Source organism: Mycolicibacterium chubuense (assembly GCF_001044255.1).
Lineage (GTDB): Bacteria > Actinomycetota > Actinomycetes > Mycobacteriales > Mycobacteriaceae > Mycobacterium > Mycobacterium chubuense.
Genome location: NZ_JYNX01000020.1, coordinates 39,355 through 56,080, shown reverse-complemented (window position 1 = coordinate 56,080; position 16,726 = coordinate 39,355). Strand labels below are relative to the sequence as shown.

Below are 16,726 nucleotides of genomic sequence, written 5' to 3'. Positions count from 1 at the left end.
AACCCGAAGGCGGCACCGATGCTACGAGCCAGACACCAGATGATCAGGATCCCAACCACCGCGAGAAGCGGCGACCTCACCCTGACACTGAGTCAGACGCTACCGCTCACGGGGTGAACAGCATCCGGGCCACCCGCTGCGCGGTCTGGACCGGGTCGCCGTGGGTGTCGATCGCGTCGTTGAGCCACAGCATCGCGAAGCCGTGCACGAGCGACCATGCCGCCAGCCCGGCGGCCTGCGGATCCTGTTCTGCTCGTGGGTCGTCCAGTGTTCCCACGCCCGCGGCGAGTTCTGCCCCCGCAGCCGATCGGGCCGCGTCGAGGTCGGTGTCGTCGGGGTCGACGAGCGACCGGTCGAACATCACCGCGTAGTGGCCGGGGTGCTCGACTGCGAACCGCACATAGGCCAGTGCGGCCTCGCGGAATTCGGGCCGTGCCTCGGACAGCGCGGCGGCCAGCATCCGCCAGCCCTGCGCGGCCAGGGCGGTGAACAGACCGCGGCGGTCGGTGAAGTGGTGCGCGGGCGCGGCGTGCGACACCCCTGCGGTGCGGGCCAGTTCGCGCAGCGAGATGCCGTCGGCTCCGCGCTCGGCCACCAGCACCGCGGCCTGCGCCAGGATCGTCGCCTTGAGATCGCCGTGGTGGTACGTGGCTTTGGCCATGCGGGCATGATAGCCCGACTATCTTGACAGCGACTAGATATCCGCCTAGCGTGCGATCTAGACAATGACTAGATGTCGTCTACCGTCAGCAGACCGAGTTGGAGAGGTTCTTCATGCCGACCCTTCCGTGGACCACACCCACTGGCAACCATGCCCACCACGAACCTGCAGCCCTGGTGATGGCTTCCAGCTTCGAGCTGAGACGATGGCGAGACGTGCCCTGCTTCTTCGTTGCGGCGTTGCGAATACGCCGTCAAATGCTGCGGTCGCCCGGCGTCAGCGGTGTATCCCTGATCGCCCGACCGATGAGGAGAACCTTCTTCACGCTATCGGCCTGGCGCGATCGCTCCGCGCTGGATGCGGCGGTGGCCAGGCAACCGCACGCCGCAACGATGACCAGGTTCAGAAGGAGGATGGCCGACTCCGTTTTCACCTTCTGGGAGCCTGAAGGCCATTTCCCTCCGGACTGGCAGGACGCCTTTCGGCGACTCGACGAGGCCGATGGGGATCACGACGGCCGGACCGATTAGGCGCTGGAATCATTCCCGGCGCCGGCCACGTCCAGTAGCCACGCGTACTGGAACGCGGCTTCCTTCCAGCGCTCGTAGCGTCCGCTGATTCCGCCGTGACCGGCGTTCATCTCGGTCTTCAGCAGGACCCGCGCACCGTCGCTGCCGGGATCGACCTGCACATGGCGCAGTGCGGCAATCCATTTCGCGGGTTCGACGTAGTAGACACGGGTGTCGTTGAGCGACGTCATCGCCAGGATTGCCGGGTACCGCTTGGCCTCGACGTTCTCGTACGGCGAATACGACTTCATGTAGTGGTAGACGTCGGGATCCTCCAGCGGATTGCCCCACTCGTCCCACTCGGTGACCGTCAGCGGCAGCGACGGATCGAGGATCGTGGTGAGCGGGTCGACGAACGGCACCGCGGCCAGGATCCCGGCGAACAGCTCAGGTGCCATGTTGGCCACCGCGCCCATGAGCAGACCACCGGCGCTGCCGCCGTAGGCCACCATCTTCTCCGGCACCGTGACGCCGGTGTCGACGAGATGGCGTCCCGCGGCGATGAAGTCGGTGAAGGTGTTCCGCTTCTCCAGCAGCTTGCCGCGCTCGTACCAGAGCCGGCCGAGTTCCCCGCCGCCGCGCACATGCGCCACGGCGTAGATCATGCCGCGGTCGAGCAGCGAGAGCCGCGCGATCGAGAACCGGGGGTCCTCGCAGGATTCGTAGGCGCCGTAGCCGTAGAGCAGCAGCGGCGCCGGTGTGCCCAGCCCGACGCGGTGCACGATCGAGATGGGCACGCGCGCACCGTCTTCGGCGATCGCCCAGTCCCGCCGCTCGACATAGTCCTCGGGCCGGTAGTCGCCCAGCACCGGCTGCTCACGCAGCAGCGTGCGCACGCCGGTGGCGAGGTCGAGGTCGTAGATGCGCACCGGCGTCACGAACGACGTCGCCCCGATCCGCAGTTTCGGCGCGCTCCAGTTCGGATTGGCCGACAGACCCACCGACATCAGCTCGGAGTCGAACCGGATGTCCTGCGGCTCACCGTATCCGGTGCCGCGCAGCGGCCACAGCTGGATGCGGGGCAGCGCCTCGCTGCGGTAGCTGACCACCAACAGGTTCTCGAAGGCGTCGACCGCGTCCAGCCGCACATCGCTGCGGTGTTCGATCAGCGTGCGGTAGTTCGACGGGTCGGCGACCGGCGCCTCGACCAGGGAGAAGTTCTCCGCACCGTCGTTGTGCAGGATGAGGAACCGGTCCTCGCCGCCCACGACGGCGTGCTCGACGGAGTACTCGACCGACTCCCGACGCGGCCAGATCGTGGTGAACTCGGCCTCGCCGTCGGTCGCGTCGGCGTACCGCAGTTCCGAGGTGACGGCGCTGCCCGCCGCGATGATCACGTACCGGTTGCTGCGGGTCCGCCCCGCCGCGACCCAGAAGCGTTCGTCGGGTTCGTGATACACCTTCTCGGCCGGCAGTCCCCCGCCCAGCCGGTGCCGCCACACGGTGTCGGGCCGCCACGCGTCGTCCACGGTCACGTAGTAGACGGTTTTGTTGTCGGCGGCCCACGTCGCCCCGGCGCCGATGCCGACGATCTCGTCGTCGTAGCGCTCTCCGGTCCGCAAGTCCTTGAAGCGCAACGTGTATCGCTCGTCGCCCTTGACGTCCACGGAGTAGGCCAGGATGTTGCCGTCCACGCTGACGCTGGCGGCGCCGAGGGAGAAGAAGTCGTGTCCCTCGGCCTCGACGTTCTCGTCGAGCAGCACCTGCTCGCCGGGAATGTCGACGTCCTCGGTCAGCTGGGGCGGTGTCCAGTCGTCGGGATCGGTGACGGGGCAACGGCACTGCACTCCGTACTGCTTGCCGGCGAAGCTGCGGCCGTAATACCACCAGTCCCCGCGCCTGGTCGGAACCGAAAGGTCGGTCTCCTTGGTGCGCGCCTTGATCTCGTCGAAGATCTGCTGCCGCAACGGCGCCAGATCGGCCGTCACGTGCTCGGTGTAGGCGTTCTCGGCCTCGAGATGCTCGATCACCTCGGTGCTGGCCTTCTCCCGCAGCCATTCGTAGGGGTCGACGAACACGTCACCGTGGTGTTCCCGGTGATGGTCGACCCGCTTGGCCACCGGTGGCTTCACAGCCGCCCTCCGATCCAGTCGTCGAAACGCAACCCTGAAATGCGTTCGTAAGCTTCGATGTAGCGCGCTCGCGTGGCGTCGACGATGTCGGCGGGCAGCGGCGGTGGGGGCCGGTCGCCGTGGCGGTCCCACCCCGACTCGGGGCCGGTCAACCAGTTGCGCACGAATTGCTTGTCGAAGCTGTTCTGCACGACGCCTTCGGTGTAGTCATCGGCGGGCCAGTAGCGCGACGAGTCGGGGGTGAACACCTCGTCGGCGAGGACCAGTTCACCGGATCCGTCGACACCGAACTCGAACTTGGTGTCGGCGACGATGATGCCCTTGGTCAACGCGTGCTCGGCGCCCCGGCGGTAGGTCTGCAGCGTGCGCTCCTTCAGCTGTTCGGCTCGCTCCGCCCCGATCAAGCCGACGACGTCGTCGAACGTGATGTTGACGTCGTGCTCACCGAGTTCGGCTTTGGTCGCGGGGGTGAACAGCGGCTCGGCGAACCGACTGGCCTCCACCAGCCCCGGCGGCAGCGGGATCCCACAGACGCTGCCGGTCTTCTGGTAGTCGATCAGCCCCGATCCGGTGAGGTAGCCGCGGGCCACCGCCTCGACCGGCAGCATGTCCAGCTGCCGCACCACCAGCGCACGGCCGAGTACCTCCTCGGGGATCCGGGCGTCGTCGGGCGCACCGGCCAGGTGGTGGGGCACCTGCAGATGGTCGAAGAAGAACACGCTCATCGCGGTCAGGATGCGGCCCTTGTCGGGGATCTCGCTGTCGAGGATGTAGTCGTAGGCCGAGATGCGGTCAGTGGCGACGAACAACAGGTGCCGGTCGTCCACGCGGTAGATCTCGCGAACCTTTCCGCTGGCGACGTGCTTATAGTCGGACAGAGCGGGGCGCATCGGGTCAGCCTATCGGTCCACCGGAGACGCTCTGTGTGCTGTGATCGATCGCATGAAATCGCGGTGGGTCCCCTACGCCACAACGCCCGGCCGGCTGCTGTCCCAGCTGTTCAGCGACCTGGTGGTGATCGCCTGGACGGCGGTCTGGGTGTTCGTCGGCATGGCCGTGCACTCGGCGGTCGCGACGATCGCCGAGTTCGGCTATCGGGTGGAGAGCGGCGCCAACGGGGTGGCGGGCAACCTCGACTCCGCGGGCCGCAGCGCCGACAACGTGCCCCTGATCGGCGATTCGCTGGCCAGTCCGCTCAGCGCGGCCGGTGACGCCGCCCGCGAGATCGCCGGTGCCGGGCAGTCCCTGGGGGTGACGGCCGGGTGGCTGGCCTGGCTGCTGGCCCTGGCCGTGGCTGCACCACCGATTCTCGCGCTGATGATGCCGTGGCTGTTTCTGCGCGTGCGCTTCTTCCGGCGTCAGTGGACCGCCATCACACTGGCGTCGACCGCCGCCGGCGAGGAACTGCTGGCGCTGCGGGCGCTGGCGAACCGCCCGCTGGCCAAGCTCGCCGCCGTCAGCCCGGACCCGGTCGGCGCGTGGCGCAGTCAGGACCGCACCGCGATCCGCGGGCTGGCCGCCCTGGAACTGCGGGCGACGGGCATCCGCGCGGCCAATCTGCGCCACACGTGACCCCGGCGAACCGCGTCAGTGCGACATCCAGTGGCGCAGCGTCGTCCCGAACGGATGCCGCGCCGTCAGCGAGCCGAATCGCACCCGGCCCCTGACGACCACGTGCAGCCGGCTCGACGGCGGGCTGGCCGCCACCTTGACCGCGGTGGAGGCGGCGAAATTCGCCACACCGTTGAGGTCGGCGGTCGCCCCGTCGGGCAGGATCAGCTCGGTGGAACCGAGATAGTCGTCGATCTCGATCTCCACCAGCGCCCCGTGCACGACCGCGCCGGTGAAATCGAGAGTGGTGGAACACATCCGGGTCCTCAGCAGCAGCCGCGGCGGCACCGTCCACCGACCTTTGCGGGAGATGCTCGACATCCAGCTGCGCAGCTCATGCGGCTGCCCGTCGATGCCGGCCACCGGTCGGCGATTCACCGGCAGGTCGGCGATCACGGCATCGAGTTCACTTCGGGTGCGGGCGGCCAGCACGGCGTCGACGCGTTCGGTGTACTCGTCGAGTGAGAGCATTCCCTGCCCCACGGCGCTTTCGAGAGCCCGCGTCACCGCGGCCCGGTCGGCATCCGAGACCCTCAGATCGGGTTGTTCAGAGTCCATCGGCTCCAGGGTAGAGGGGTCACGCCCGCAGTTCGACCACCAGGTGGCGAATGCCGGTGTGCCGATTGCTACGGGTCCACTCCACGGGCGCGGCCAGCCGCACCGTCGAGAAACGCCCGAGCAGTTCCTCGAAGATCACCCGCAGCTCGAGCCGGGCGAGGTTGGCGCCCAGGCAGTAGTGCACACCCTGGCCGAAACCCAAGTGCGGATTGGGTTTGCGCGCGATGTCGAAGCGGTCGGGGTCGGTGAACACCGCCGCGTCGCGGTTCGCCGAGCCCTCCCAGACCAGGACCTTCTGCCCGGGCTCGATGCGGTGTCCGCCGAGCGTTGCCGGCCGGGTGGCGGTGCGCCGCTTGGACGGTGACGGCGAGGTCCAGCGCACCATCTCCTCGATCGCTGTCGGCAGGAGGCCGGGGTCCGCGCGCAGCGCCGCGTAGGCCTGCGGGTTCTCGACCAGGGCCAGCAGTCCGCCGGCGATGGCGTTGCGGGTGGTCTCGGCGCCGGCGCTGAACAGCAGGTTGAAGAACAGGTAGCTCTCGATGTCGGTCAGCTCCGGGTCGCCGGAGTTCACCACCACCGAGAGCATGTCGTCGCTCGGCGCGGCCTTCTTCGCGGCGATCAGTTCCTGGCCGTAGGCGAACATCCGCGAGCCGGCCTCCTCGACCGAGAGCCGGGTGATCGCGGCCCGCCGGGATCCGCCGAAGTCGAAGCTGGGTTCGATCGCCTCGAAGAGCCAATGCCGTTCGGATTCCGGCACTCCGAGCAGGATGCAGATCATCTGCATCGGCACTTCGGCGGCGATGTCGGTGACGAAATCGAACGGCTCGGCGGGGTTCACCTGATCGAGCAGACGGCGCGCCCGGGTGCGCAGGTCGTCCTCGACGCGCCGGATCATGCGCGGGGTCAGGCCGGAGCTGACCAGCCGGCGCACCGCGCCGTGGCGCGGGTCGTCCATCATGTTCAGCAGCTGACCGGCGATGGACAGGTCCTGCAGCAGCGTCCCGCCGAACGGCCGGTCGCCTCCGGTCACCGACGAGTACGTCTCCGGATCCCGCAGCACGGCAAGGGTTTCGGCGTGCGTGGCCACCGACCAGAAGCCTTCGCCGTCGGGGGTGTTCTCGGTCGGTTCGTGCCAGTGGACCGGCGCCTGCTCGCGGTGCAGCGCGAACAGCTCGTGCGGGAATCCCGCGGCGAAGTTGTCGAGATCGGTGAAGTCGATCCCGGCCAGCATGCCCGCGGTCACCGTCACAGGATCGCGCCGGAGGTGTACGCGGCGGCGTCGGGATAGCGCGCGACGAGGTCGTCGACGGCGGCGACCACCCGGTCGACCTGATCGCCCGCGGCGCCGGTGAAGACCTGCTTGTCGGCCAGCGCGGCGTCGAGCGCGGCCCGGTCCAGCGGCAGCCGCGGATCGGCGGCCAACCGGTCGAGCAGGTCGGGTTCGGCCCCGCGCTCGCGCATCGCCAGCGCCACCGCGACCGCGTGTTCCTTGATCACCTCGTGCGCGGTCTCCCGCCCGACACCCGCGCGCACCGCCGCGATGAGCATGCGCGTCGTCGCCAGGAACGGGAGGTAGCGGTCCAGTTCGCGTTGGATCACCGCCGGGTAGGCGCCGAACTCGTCGAGGACGGTCAGGAAGGTCTCGGTCTGTCCGTCGAGGGCGAAGAACGCGTCGGGCAGCGCGACCCGGCGCACCACTGAGCAGAACACGTCACCCTCGTTCCACTGCGCACCCGCCAATTCGGCTGCCATGGAGGCATATCCGCGCAGTACGACCTGCAGTCCGTTGACCCGTTCGCAGCTGCGGGTGTTCATCTTGTGCGGCATGGCCGACGATCCGACCTGACCGGGGGCGAACCCTTCGGTCACCAGTTCGTGGCCGGCCATCAGCCGGATGGTGTGGGCCAGCGAGGACGGTCCGGCGCCGAGCTGCACGAGCGCCGACACGACGTCGTGGTCCAGGGAGCGCGGATACACCTGGCCGACGCTGGTCAGGATCTCGGTGAACCCGAGGAACTGCGCCACCCGCGTCTCGAGGTCGGCCAGCCGGCGGGTGTCCCCGTCGAACAGGTCGAGCATGTCCTGGCCGGTGCCCATCGGGCCCTTGATGCCGCGCAGCGGATACCGGTCGATGAGCTCGCTGACCCGCTGCAGCGCCACCAGCGTCTCCTCGGCCGCCGACGCGAACCGCTTGCCCAGGGTGGTGGCCTGCGCGGCGACGTTGTGGCTGCGGCCGGCCATCACCAGGTCGCGGTAGAGCGAAGCCCGCTCGGCCAGCCGGGCGACGACGGCGACGCCGCGGGCGTGCACGAGCTGCAGCGAGCGCCGGATCTGCATCTGCTCGACGTTCTCGGTCAGGTCGCGGCTGGTCATGCCCTTGTGCACGTGCTCGTGGCCGGCGAGTGCGTTGAACTCCTCGATGCGCGCCTTGACGTCGTGGCGCAGCACCCGCTCGCGCGCGGCGATCGAGTCGAGGTCGACGTCGTCGATCACCCGCTCGTAGTCGTCGACCACACCCGCGGGGACGTCTGCGCCCTTTATGCCGAGCTCTATCTGGGCCCGCAGGACGGCGAGCCACAGCCGGCGTTCGGCGACGATCTTGGCCTGCGGCGACCAGATGGCGACCATCTCCTCGCTGGCGTAGCGACTGGCCAGGACGTTAGGGATGCTCACGGCCCAACAGCCTATCGGGCACAGTAGGGGCCATGTATTTCGTCGGTCTGGACCTGGCCTGGGGCCAGCGCAAACCCACCGGGGTCGCCGTCGTCGACGACGGCGGACGGCTGGTGGCGGCCTCTGCGGTCACCGACGACGCCAGCATCCGGTCCGCGGTGGCCCCCTTCGTGGAGGGCGACTGCGTCGTCGGCATCGACGCGCCGATCATCGTCACCAACGCGACCGGCCAGCGGCCCGCCGAGCGCGCGCTCAACGCCGACTTCGCGCGGTTTCAGGCCGGCACGCACCCGTCGAACACCGGGAAACCGGAGTTCGCCGACGGCACCCGCGCGGGCCGCCTCGCCGAGGCACTCGACCTCGACATCGATCCACTCTCGGGGTCGCCCCGGCGCGCGCTGGAGGTGTATCCGCACGCGGCGACGGTGGCGCTGTTCCGGTTGGGCCGCACGCTGAAGTACAAGGCGAAGCCCGGCCGCGGCGTCGCGCAACTGCGCGCGGAACTGCTGCGGCTCATGGAGCTCGTCGAGGGGCTGGCCACCGCGGACCCGTCGTTGCGGGTGGTTGACTGCGAGGACTGGATCGGGCTGCGCGCGATGGCCGAGAAGGCCGAGCGCAAAAGCGAATTGCGCCGGGTCGAGGATCCGGTCGACGCGGTGGTGTGCGCGTACGTGGCGATGTACGCGGCGCGCCGGCCGGACGGCGTGACGTGCTACGGGGACGCCGAGACCGGCTACATCGTCACGCCCACCCTGCCGTCGGATCTGGAGCCCGCGCCGCCCGAGCCGACGCCGGGGGCGGTGCACGACGCCATCGCCACCTATGCCGAGCGGCGTCCACACCTGGTGGCCTCCACCGAGCGGTATCTAGCCGCGGTGACCGCACTGCTGGACGACGCCGGTATCAACTACCTCAGCGTGACGGCGCGGACCAAGTCGGTGGCCTCCTTCGCGGCCAAGGCCGATCGCCATGTCGACGGGCGCCGGTTGTACGCCGATCCGCTCTCGGAGATCACCGACCAGATCGGGTTGCGCGTCATCACCTACCTGCGCGACGACGTGGCCGCGGTGGCCCGGCTGCTCGGTGAGGAGATGCGGCTGCTCGACGACCGCGACATGGGGGTGGAAACGGCCAGCGAGGGCCGCTGGGGCTACGCGAGCAGGCATCTGCTGCTGGGCATCGAGGGCGAGCAGCAGCCGGCGTCGGTGCAGGTGCGCACGATCCTGCAGCACGCGTGGGCCGAGTTCGAGCACGACGTGCGTTACAAGGGGTCGATCCCGGAGGAGGACGCCCCCGACCTGGATCGCCGGTTCACCCTCGCCGCCGGGCTGCTCGAGCTGGCGGACCTGGAGTTCTCGGCGATCCGCGAACGGCTGCGGTCCACGACACCGGCCGATCGGGCGCCGCAGTCCGCTGAGGGAGCCGGCATCCCGACGCCGGTGCTGGCGACCTATCTGGCCAACCGCTTCCCCGAAGCCGGCTGGTCCCGCACCGACCACTACGGCTGGATGGCGGGGCTGCTGCTGGACCTGGGCGTCGACTCGATCGACGAGGTCGACGCGCTGCTGGCGGGCGTCGACACCGACGCCGTCAACGCGGCGATGGATTACCGCTTCCCCGCCGGCGCGGTCCGTCGCCTCGACGACGCGCTGCTGGCGGTCTACGGTGCGCGCTACATCGACCTGCCCGGCAACGCTCATCGAATCAAGTTGCTGGAGAACAGGTCTGCTCGCCTCAGCCAGGGACGTCCGCCGGCCTAGTGTGCGGCCAGATCGCGTACGCGGCCCCGTGAGCGATCTGGACGCACACCAGAGCTGGCCGGGTCAGTCGTTGGGGCCTGTGCCCAGGTGTGTCGGGTCCGTGATGCGGGCATCGCGGATCCCGAGCTGACGGTTGATCAGCTGGGTGAGGAAGAACAGCACCACCCCGAGGGCGACCAGCCCGCCCGCGACGATGTACTGCTGCGCGGGCCGCCCGGACAGCGGGGTGACCAGATACAGCGAGACCACGAACCCGATCACCGGCATGATCGTCGGCGTCTTGAAGTGCCCGCCGGCCTGCCGCACATCGCGCCGCAGCACCAGCACCGCGACGTTGACCACCGCGAACACGGCGAGCAGCAGCAAGCTGGTGGTGCCACCGAGGATGGAGATCGCGTTGCTGCTGGCGAAGGTGCTGACGTAGAGGATCAGCCCGAACGCGATCAGCGTGGTGAACACGATGGCCACCCACGGCGAGCGGCGGGTCGGGTGCACCGTCCCGAGCACCGGCGGCAGCACCCGCTGGCGGGCCATGCCGTAGATGAGGCGACTCGCCATCAGCATGTTGATCAGCGCGGTGTTCGACACCGCGAACATGGTGATGAAGGGCAGGATCGTGTCGATGGGCAGGCCCGGCGCACCGGCTTTGACCACCTCGACCAGCGGGGTGTCGCTCTCCTCCAGCGTGCCGATCGGCACCAGCGCCACGGCGACGATCGACACCAGGACGTAGACCACCCCGGCGATCGACAGGCCGGTCAGCAGGATCTTGGGGAACGTGTTGACCGGGTCCTTGGTCTCCTCGGCCATGTTCACCGAGTCCTCGAAGCCGACCATGGCGAAGAACGCCAGGGAGGTGGCCGCGGTCACGGCGAGAAAGGTGTTCTTGTCGCTGGCCGTCTCGAACGCGACGATGCGGGAGAAGTCGACGTCGCCCGAGCCGGTGAACGCCCACAGCCCGACGAGGATCACCACCACCAGGCCGGTGATCTCGACGATGGTGAGGACGACGTTGAGCTTGACGCTCTCCCCGACGCCGCGGAAGTTGATCGCTGCGAGCGCCGCCATGAACGCCAGTGCGAGTATCGCCACACCGAGCTTGGGCGCGTCGACGTCGATGCCTTCGAAGAAGTTCGCCGCGAATGCCCTGGAAGCCGTTGAGGCCGAGGTGATCCCGGAGCACATCACCACAAACGCCACCAGGAACGTGATGAAGTGGATGCCGAAAGCCTTGTGCGCGTACAGCGCGGCGCCCGCGGCCTGGGGGTACTTCGTCACCAGCTCCAGGTAGCTGAAGGCCGTGACGGCTGCGATGCCGAACGCGACGAGGAACGGAAGCCAGGCCGCACCACCGACTTCAGCGGCCACGTCGCCGACGAGCGCGTAGACGCCGGTGCCGAGGATGTCGCCGACGATGAACAACAGCAGCAGACCCGGACCCATCACCCGCTTCAGTTCGGGTTGTCTGTCCGCGCTCTCCTGGCTGGTCAACGATTCCGCCATCACGCCTCCCCCTTATTCGTCGCTCGGCTCACCCATCATCGATCACTCTTCAGTGCTCCGCAGGGCCAACGCGGAAACCTCGTCGAGGAACGCTGCGGCCCGTTGCGGGTCGGCGCCTCGCTCCCACCCGAACGTCGTCGGGCGCTGGGCGCGGTCGTGCCAGAAGTGGCCGGGACCGGACTCGGGACGGGTGGCCACCAGCCAGACGGCGGTGTCGGCGCCGTCGGCGGTGTCGCGCAGCAGCGGCCGGGTCACGCGGCGGAAGACCGGCAGCGCCTCGGCGACGCCCGGCGTCTCGACCCAGCCCGGGTGCGTGCTGTACACCCGAATACCGCTGTCGCTCAAGCGGTTCGCCCACGCGTCGGCGAGGAGAACCTGCATGCGTTTGGTCCGCGCATAGACGCGCACCCCGTTGTACGGCCCGTCGCGGGATTCGAGTTCGTCGAGGGTCCAGTGCTTCACCGGCGCGCTGTACATACCTCCGGACGACATGAAGACGACGGCCGACTCGCCGGCCGCGCGCAGCAGCCCCGACAGGGTGTCGGTCATCAGATGCGGGCCCAGCACGTGGCAGGCCAACTGCACCTCGTGGCCCTGTGCGGTCTCGGCGCGCTGCTTGGGCATCACCCCCGCGTTGTGCACCAGCCCGTGCAGCGCCTCGACGCGTGCGATCAGGTCGGCGGTCCACGACCGGACGGCCGCCAGATCGGCGACGTCGCAGACCTCCTCCACCACGTCGGCGCCGGCGACGGCGGCGCGCACGGTCGCCGCCGATCGGGCCACTCTGCCCGGGTCGCGCCCGAGCAGATGGACGGTGGCGCCGAGGCGCGCGAAAGATGCGGCCATCGCCGATCCGATGCCGGCCGTGGCACCGGTGACCACCACCCGCTTACCGGCCATCGCGTCGGGGGCGGGATCGGCTGGCCACCACAGCCCGCGCAACCGGGAACCGATCTTCGTGTAGCCCAGCACCACCGAACGGTCCAGGACCGTGTCCACCACGGCACCCAGGGAGTCGGTGAGGATCACCGGAAAGTGGTTAACCATCGGCCGTCGAAGACAAACGTCGCTAGTCGAAGGGGGCGAGCACGTCGATCACGTCGATCAACGTGGCCCGGGCCGTGGCACGCGGTCCGTCGCCGTCGCCGACGAGCGCCGCGACCACCGCGCCGTCCACCGCACACACGAGCGCGGTGAGCAGTTCCGCGCGCACGGATCGCCCGCACCGCTCGACGACCTCGATGACGGCATCGGTGCGGTGCTTGAGGATTCTGCTCTGGATGTCACGCAGTCCGGGCTGGCGCGCGCAGGCGATGAGACGTTCGTAGCGCGAGATCAATTGTTCGGTCACGCGTTCGCGACTGTCCCCGACGAGCAAATCGACGAGGATGTCGGCGGTCGACTCCGCGCCGCGCCGGCGCCGCGACAACGTGGCCACCCGGTCCTGCAACGCCTGGGTTTCCAGCGTTCCGACGTACTCCACGGCCTTGGCGATCAGGTCATCCAGCGAAGAAAAATAATAGGTCGTCGACGCCAGCGGCAGTCCGGCCCGGCGGGCCACGGCGCGGTGCCGAACCGCGTCGAAGCCGCCTTCGCACAGCAGGTCGGCAGCGGCGCTGACCAGCGCATACCGCCGACGTTCTCCCTTGGGAGTGACTGCTGCCGTCACGCTTGACATCGTGCCAGTCACAGGGTTGCGGCATCGCGCTTTCGGCAATTCGCCCGGATGTTGGAACAGGTGGGACTGGCATGATGGCGCGCATGCCGACGATCAGCCGGCGGGAGATGCTCGGGCTCGGTTTCCGGGCGGGCCTCGCGACCGCAGCAGGTGTAGCCGGAGTGTCCGCGATGAGCCGGGCGGTGGCCGCGGGGGCGCCCCCGGCGGTCGCGCCGACGTACGCCGCGGGATCGTTCCCGTCGGCGGCGCGCGGCGGCGCCCCGACCAACTGGATCATCGCCCGCCCGCCCGGGCAGACGGCGCCGCTGCGGCCGGTGATCCTGCTGCACGGGAAGGACAGCAGTGCGCAGACGGTGATGTCCATGGGGGCCGAGCAGTTCCTCGCCGACGCCGTGCGGGCCGGTCTGCCGCCGTTCGCGCTGGCCGCGGTCGACGGCGGCAACGGCTATTGGCATCGGCGCGCTTCGGGTGACGACTCCGGGGCGATGGTGCTCGACGAGTTCCTGCCGCTGCTCGCCGCGCAGGGGCTCGACACGTCCCGCGTCGGGTTCCTGGGGTGGTCGATGGGCGGTTACGGCGCGCTGCTGCTCGGCGCCCGGCTGGGCGCCGCGCGCACCGCGGCGATCTGTGCCGTGAGTCCGGCGTTGTGGACGTCGGCGGGCGCCGCCGCGCCAGGCGCCTTCGACAGCGCCGCCGATTACGAGGCCAACAGCGTCTGGGGTCTGGCCGGGCTCAACGGCATTCCCGTGCGTGTCGACTGCGGCGACGACGATCCGTTCGCGTCGGCCACCCGGCAGTTCATCGGCCAGCTGCCGACTCCGCCGGCCGGCGGGTTCTCCCCCGGTGGGCACAACGCGGCGTTCTGGTCATCGCAGCTCAGTTCCGAACTGAGCTGGATGGCGCCGCTGCTGACGGCTTAGAGGCTGATCCGCCCTTCGGCCGCCGCCTGCCCGATGTCGGTGCGGAAGTGACTGCCGGGCAACCGGATTCCGTCCAGGATGGCGTAGGCCGAGGCGCGCGCGGCCGTCAGGTCGGCACCGGTGCCGACCACCGAGAGCACTCGCCCGCCTGACGAGACCAGCGCCCCGTCGTCGCGGCGGGCGGTTCCGGCGTGCAGGACTCCGTCGGCGTCGGCGCCGTGGATGACGTCGCCGACCCGCGGGCGGCCGGGATAGTTCTCCGCGGCGACGACGACCGTGACGGCCGCGCCGTCACGCCAGCGCAGCGCGGGCGCGGAGGCCAGCTCCCCGGTGGCCGTCGCGCGCAGCAGCTGGCCCAGCGGGGAGTCGAGAAGCGCCAGCACCGCCTGAGTCTCCGGATCGCCGAAACGGCAGTTGAATTCGACGACAGCAGGTCCGTTGGAGGTGATCGCCAGACCCGCATAGAGCAGACCCGAGAAGGCGCTGCCCCGCCGAACCAGTTCGGCGGCAACGGGTGTGACGATCTCGTCGACGATGCGGTCGGTCATGTCGGACGGCAGCCACGGCAGCGGCGTGTAGGCGCCCATGCCTCCGGTGTTGGGTCCGGTGTCGCCGTCGCCGACCCGCTTGAAGTCCTGCGCCGGCAGCAGGGGCACCACGGTCTCGCCGTCGACGAGGCAGAACAGCGACACCTCGGGTCCGTCGAGGAAGGATTCGAGCAGCACCGGATGGCCGGCCTCCAGCAGGCTGGCGGCGTGCGCGCGGGCCGCGTTGCGGTCGTCGGTGACCACCACGCCCTTGCCCGCCGCCAGTCCGTCGTCTTTGACGACCCACGCCCGGTCGCCGCCGGGCGGACCGAAGCGGTCAAGCGCAGCGTCGAGATGGGCCGGGTTGTCGACGATCTCGCTGGTCGCGGTGCGTACCCCGGCGGCGGTCATGACGTCCTTGGCGAACGACTTGGCGCCCTCGATGCGGGCGGCGTCACGCGTCGGACCGAAGCAGGCGATGCCGGCGGCCCGCACCGCGTCCGCGCCCCCGAGCACCAGCGGCACCTCGGGGCCGATGACGACGAGATCGGCCCCCACCCGGCGCGCCAATGCCACGACGTCCTCGCCCGACGTCACGTCGACGTCGTACTGGTTGGCCAGGGCCGTGGTGCCCGCGTTGCCCGGCGCCACCGAGAGGGCGTCGACCTCCGGGTCTCGGCGCAGCGCGAGCAGCAGCGCGTGTTCACGGGCTCCGGAGCCGATCACCAGGACGTGCACAGGTGCCCACCCTAATCGTCCGACGACGGCGCCGCGCGGACCATCTGGGCATACAGTTGACTCAGTGAGTGTATGGTCGAGGAAAGTGCTTCACATCACACAGGAGTGATCGCCATGACCACGACGCCCGCAGCTGCCTGCCCCTTCCTGCCCCCGGGCTCCACCTCCCCCCGAGTCGCTTCGCTCCTGCCCCCGGGCTCCACCTCCCCCCGAGTCGCTTCGCTCCTGCCCCCGGGGTACGACTTCACCGACCCGGACGTGCTGCTCGCCGGCATCCCGGTCACCGAGTTCGCCGAGTTGCGCCGGACAGCGCCGGTGTGGTGGAACGAGCAGCAGGAGTCGGTCTTCGGCGACGGCGGCTACTGGGTGATCTCCCGCCACGCCGACATCAAGGCGATCTCGCGTGACGGCGCACTGTGGTCGACCAACCGCAAGGGTGCGGTGATGCGGCTGCCCGACGGCGTGACCTCCGATCAGCTGGAACTGACCAAGGCGCTGCTGATCAACCACGACGCCCCCGAGCACACCCGGCTGCGCAAGATCGTGTCGCGGCTGTTCACCCCGCGGGCGATCGCGACGCTGGAGCGAAAGCTCGCCGTGGCCGCGCGGGACATCGTCGCGGCCGCCGCCGCGAAGGACAGCGGCGATTTCGTCGATGACGTCGCGATGGGTCTGCCCCTGCTGGCCATCGCCGATCTGATCGGCGTCCCGGAGGCCGACCGCGAGAAGTTGTTCGCCTGGACCAACACGATCATGAACACCGACGACCCCGACTTCGACACCGATCACGTCGCCGCCAACGCCGAGTTGATGGGCTACGCGTACGCGATGGCCGAAGAGCGGCGACGCTGCCCTGCCGACGACATCGTCACCCGGCTCGTGCAGGCCGACATGAACGCAGAGGAGGGCGAGGCCATCACCGACGTCGAGTTCGCGTTCTTCGTCATCCTGCTCGCCGTCGCCGGCAACGAGACCACGCGCAACGCGATGACCCACGGCATGAACGCGTTCCTGGAGAACCCCGACCAGTGGGAGCTGTTCAAGCGCGAGCGGCCGCAGACCGCCGTCGACGAGATCATCCGCTGGGCGACACCGGTGCACTGCTTCCAGCGCACCGCCACCCGCGACGTCGAGCTCGGCGGCGTGACGATCGCCGAGGGCCAGCGGGTGGGGTTGTTCTACAGTTCCGCGAACTTCGACGACGACGTGTTCGACCGCCCCTTCGAGTTCGACATCCTGCGCAACCCCAATCCGCACCTGGCGTTCGGCGGCAACGGCGCGCACTACTGCATCGGCGCGAACCTCGCGCGGATGGAGATCAAGCTGATGTTCGACGAGATCGCCGAGCAGATCCCCGACATCGCGAAGCTGGCGGAACCGCAGCGGCTGCGGTCGGGGTGGATCAACGGGGTGAAGGAGCTGCGGGTCTCGTATCACTGATCGGGACTAGGGTGCC

Annotated in this window: 15 protein-coding genes; 5 read left to right on the top strand and 10 right to left on the bottom strand. The window is 69.4% G+C overall.

What is annotated here, in order from left to right; translation table 11 throughout:
- Positions 1-106: 106 nt before the first annotated feature.
- Positions 107-661 (bottom strand): TetR/AcrR family transcriptional regulator, encoded by a 555-nt coding sequence (locus MCHUDSM44219_RS05215; protein WP_048417169.1) that lies wholly within the window; start codon positions 659-661, stop codon positions 107-109.
- A gap of 113 nt (positions 662-774) precedes the next feature.
- On the opposite strand from MCHUDSM44219_RS05215, the gene MCHUDSM44219_RS05210 reads away from it, so the two are divergent.
- Positions 775-1,191, top strand: a complete 417-nt coding sequence (locus tag MCHUDSM44219_RS05210; protein WP_048417177.1) for a DUF3291 domain-containing protein — start codon at positions 775-777, stop codon at positions 1,189-1,191.
- Here the strand turns inward: MCHUDSM44219_RS05210 and MCHUDSM44219_RS05205 are convergent.
- Together MCHUDSM44219_RS05205 and MCHUDSM44219_RS05200 are read right to left on the bottom strand one after the other, a co-directional pair.
- Complete coding sequence (locus MCHUDSM44219_RS05205) at positions 1,188-3,302, bottom strand: S9 family peptidase (protein ID WP_048417168.1); 2,115 nt, start codon at positions 3,300-3,302, stop codon at positions 1,188-1,190. The two genes, MCHUDSM44219_RS05210 and MCHUDSM44219_RS05205, sit on opposite strands and share 4 nt — an antisense overlap.
- Positions 3,299-4,192, bottom strand: a complete 894-nt coding sequence (locus MCHUDSM44219_RS05200; protein ID WP_048417167.1) for a phosphoribosylaminoimidazolesuccinocarboxamide synthase — start codon at positions 4,190-4,192, stop codon at positions 3,299-3,301. The genes MCHUDSM44219_RS05205 and MCHUDSM44219_RS05200 overlap by 4 nt, the downstream gene beginning before the upstream one ends.
- 52 nt (positions 4,193-4,244) lie before the next feature.
- Here MCHUDSM44219_RS05200 and MCHUDSM44219_RS05195 point away from each other — a divergent pair, with 52 nt between their 5' ends.
- A complete protein-coding gene (locus MCHUDSM44219_RS05195; protein ID WP_048417166.1) occupies positions 4,245-4,874 on the top strand; it encodes a hypothetical protein in 630 nt (209 codons plus the stop codon).
- A 15-nt stretch (positions 4,875-4,889) separates the two neighbouring features.
- Here the strand turns inward: MCHUDSM44219_RS05195 and MCHUDSM44219_RS05190 are convergent, their stop codons facing one another.
- From MCHUDSM44219_RS05190 to purB, 3 genes are read right to left on the bottom strand one after another with little or no spacing between them, the layout of a single operon-like run.
- Positions 4,890-5,471 (bottom strand): DUF1707 SHOCT-like domain-containing protein, encoded by a 582-nt coding sequence (locus tag MCHUDSM44219_RS05190; RefSeq protein WP_048417165.1) that lies wholly within the window; start codon positions 5,469-5,471, stop codon positions 4,890-4,892.
- A gap of 19 nt (positions 5,472-5,490) precedes the next feature.
- Positions 5,491-6,702, bottom strand: coding sequence for a cytochrome P450 (locus tag MCHUDSM44219_RS05185; protein ID WP_048417176.1), 1,212 nt, complete (start codon positions 6,700-6,702; stop codon positions 5,491-5,493).
- Between the two features lie 14 nt (positions 6,703-6,716).
- Positions 6,717-8,144, bottom strand: a complete 1,428-nt coding sequence (gene purB / locus MCHUDSM44219_RS05180) for an adenylosuccinate lyase (RefSeq protein WP_048417164.1) — start codon at positions 8,142-8,144, stop codon at positions 6,717-6,719.
- A 32-nt stretch (positions 8,145-8,176) separates the two neighbouring features.
- Here purB and relZ point away from each other — a divergent pair, with 32 nt between their 5' ends.
- A complete protein-coding gene (relZ, locus tag MCHUDSM44219_RS05175; RefSeq protein ID WP_048417163.1) occupies positions 8,177-9,904 on the top strand; it encodes a bifunctional ribonuclease/(p)ppGpp synthase in 1,728 nt (575 codons plus the stop codon).
- A 63-nt stretch (positions 9,905-9,967) separates the two neighbouring features.
- Here the strand turns inward: relZ and MCHUDSM44219_RS05170 are convergent, their stop codons facing one another.
- Genes MCHUDSM44219_RS05170 through MCHUDSM44219_RS05160 form a run of 3 tightly spaced genes read right to left on the bottom strand, consistent with a single transcriptional unit; the run spans position 9,968 to position 13,085 of the window.
- Positions 9,968-11,407, bottom strand: a complete 1,440-nt coding sequence (locus MCHUDSM44219_RS05170) for an APC family permease (protein WP_048417162.1) — start codon at positions 11,405-11,407, stop codon at positions 9,968-9,970.
- Between the two features lie 42 nt (positions 11,408-11,449).
- Entirely contained in the window at positions 11,450-12,436 is a 987-nt protein-coding gene (locus MCHUDSM44219_RS05165; protein WP_048417161.1) for an SDR family NAD(P)-dependent oxidoreductase, read from the bottom strand.
- A gap of 40 nt (positions 12,437-12,476) precedes the next feature.
- The gene (locus tag MCHUDSM44219_RS05160) at positions 12,477-13,085 is read right to left on the bottom strand and encodes a TetR/AcrR family transcriptional regulator (RefSeq protein WP_048417160.1); all 609 of its coding nucleotides are present in this window, start codon (positions 13,083-13,085) and stop codon (positions 12,477-12,479) included.
- 71 nt (positions 13,086-13,156) lie between these two features.
- Here MCHUDSM44219_RS05160 and MCHUDSM44219_RS05155 point away from each other — a divergent pair, with 71 nt between their 5' ends.
- The gene (locus tag MCHUDSM44219_RS05155; protein WP_172506296.1) at positions 13,157-14,005 is read left to right on the top strand and encodes an alpha/beta hydrolase; all 849 of its coding nucleotides are present in this window, start codon (positions 13,157-13,159) and stop codon (positions 14,003-14,005) included.
- On the opposite strand, the gene purD is transcribed toward MCHUDSM44219_RS05155, so the two are convergent.
- The gene (gene purD, locus MCHUDSM44219_RS05150; protein ID WP_048417159.1) at positions 14,002-15,270 is read right to left on the bottom strand and encodes a phosphoribosylamine--glycine ligase; all 1,269 of its coding nucleotides are present in this window, start codon (positions 15,268-15,270) and stop codon (positions 14,002-14,004) included. The two genes, MCHUDSM44219_RS05155 and purD, sit on opposite strands and share 4 nt — an antisense overlap.
- Positions 15,271-15,384: 114 nt before the next feature.
- Between purD and MCHUDSM44219_RS05145 the strand changes: the two genes are divergently transcribed.
- Complete coding sequence (locus MCHUDSM44219_RS05145) at positions 15,385-16,710, top strand: cytochrome P450 (RefSeq protein WP_082162058.1); 1,326 nt, start codon at positions 15,385-15,387, stop codon at positions 16,708-16,710.
- Positions 16,711-16,726: the final 16 nt, after the last annotated feature.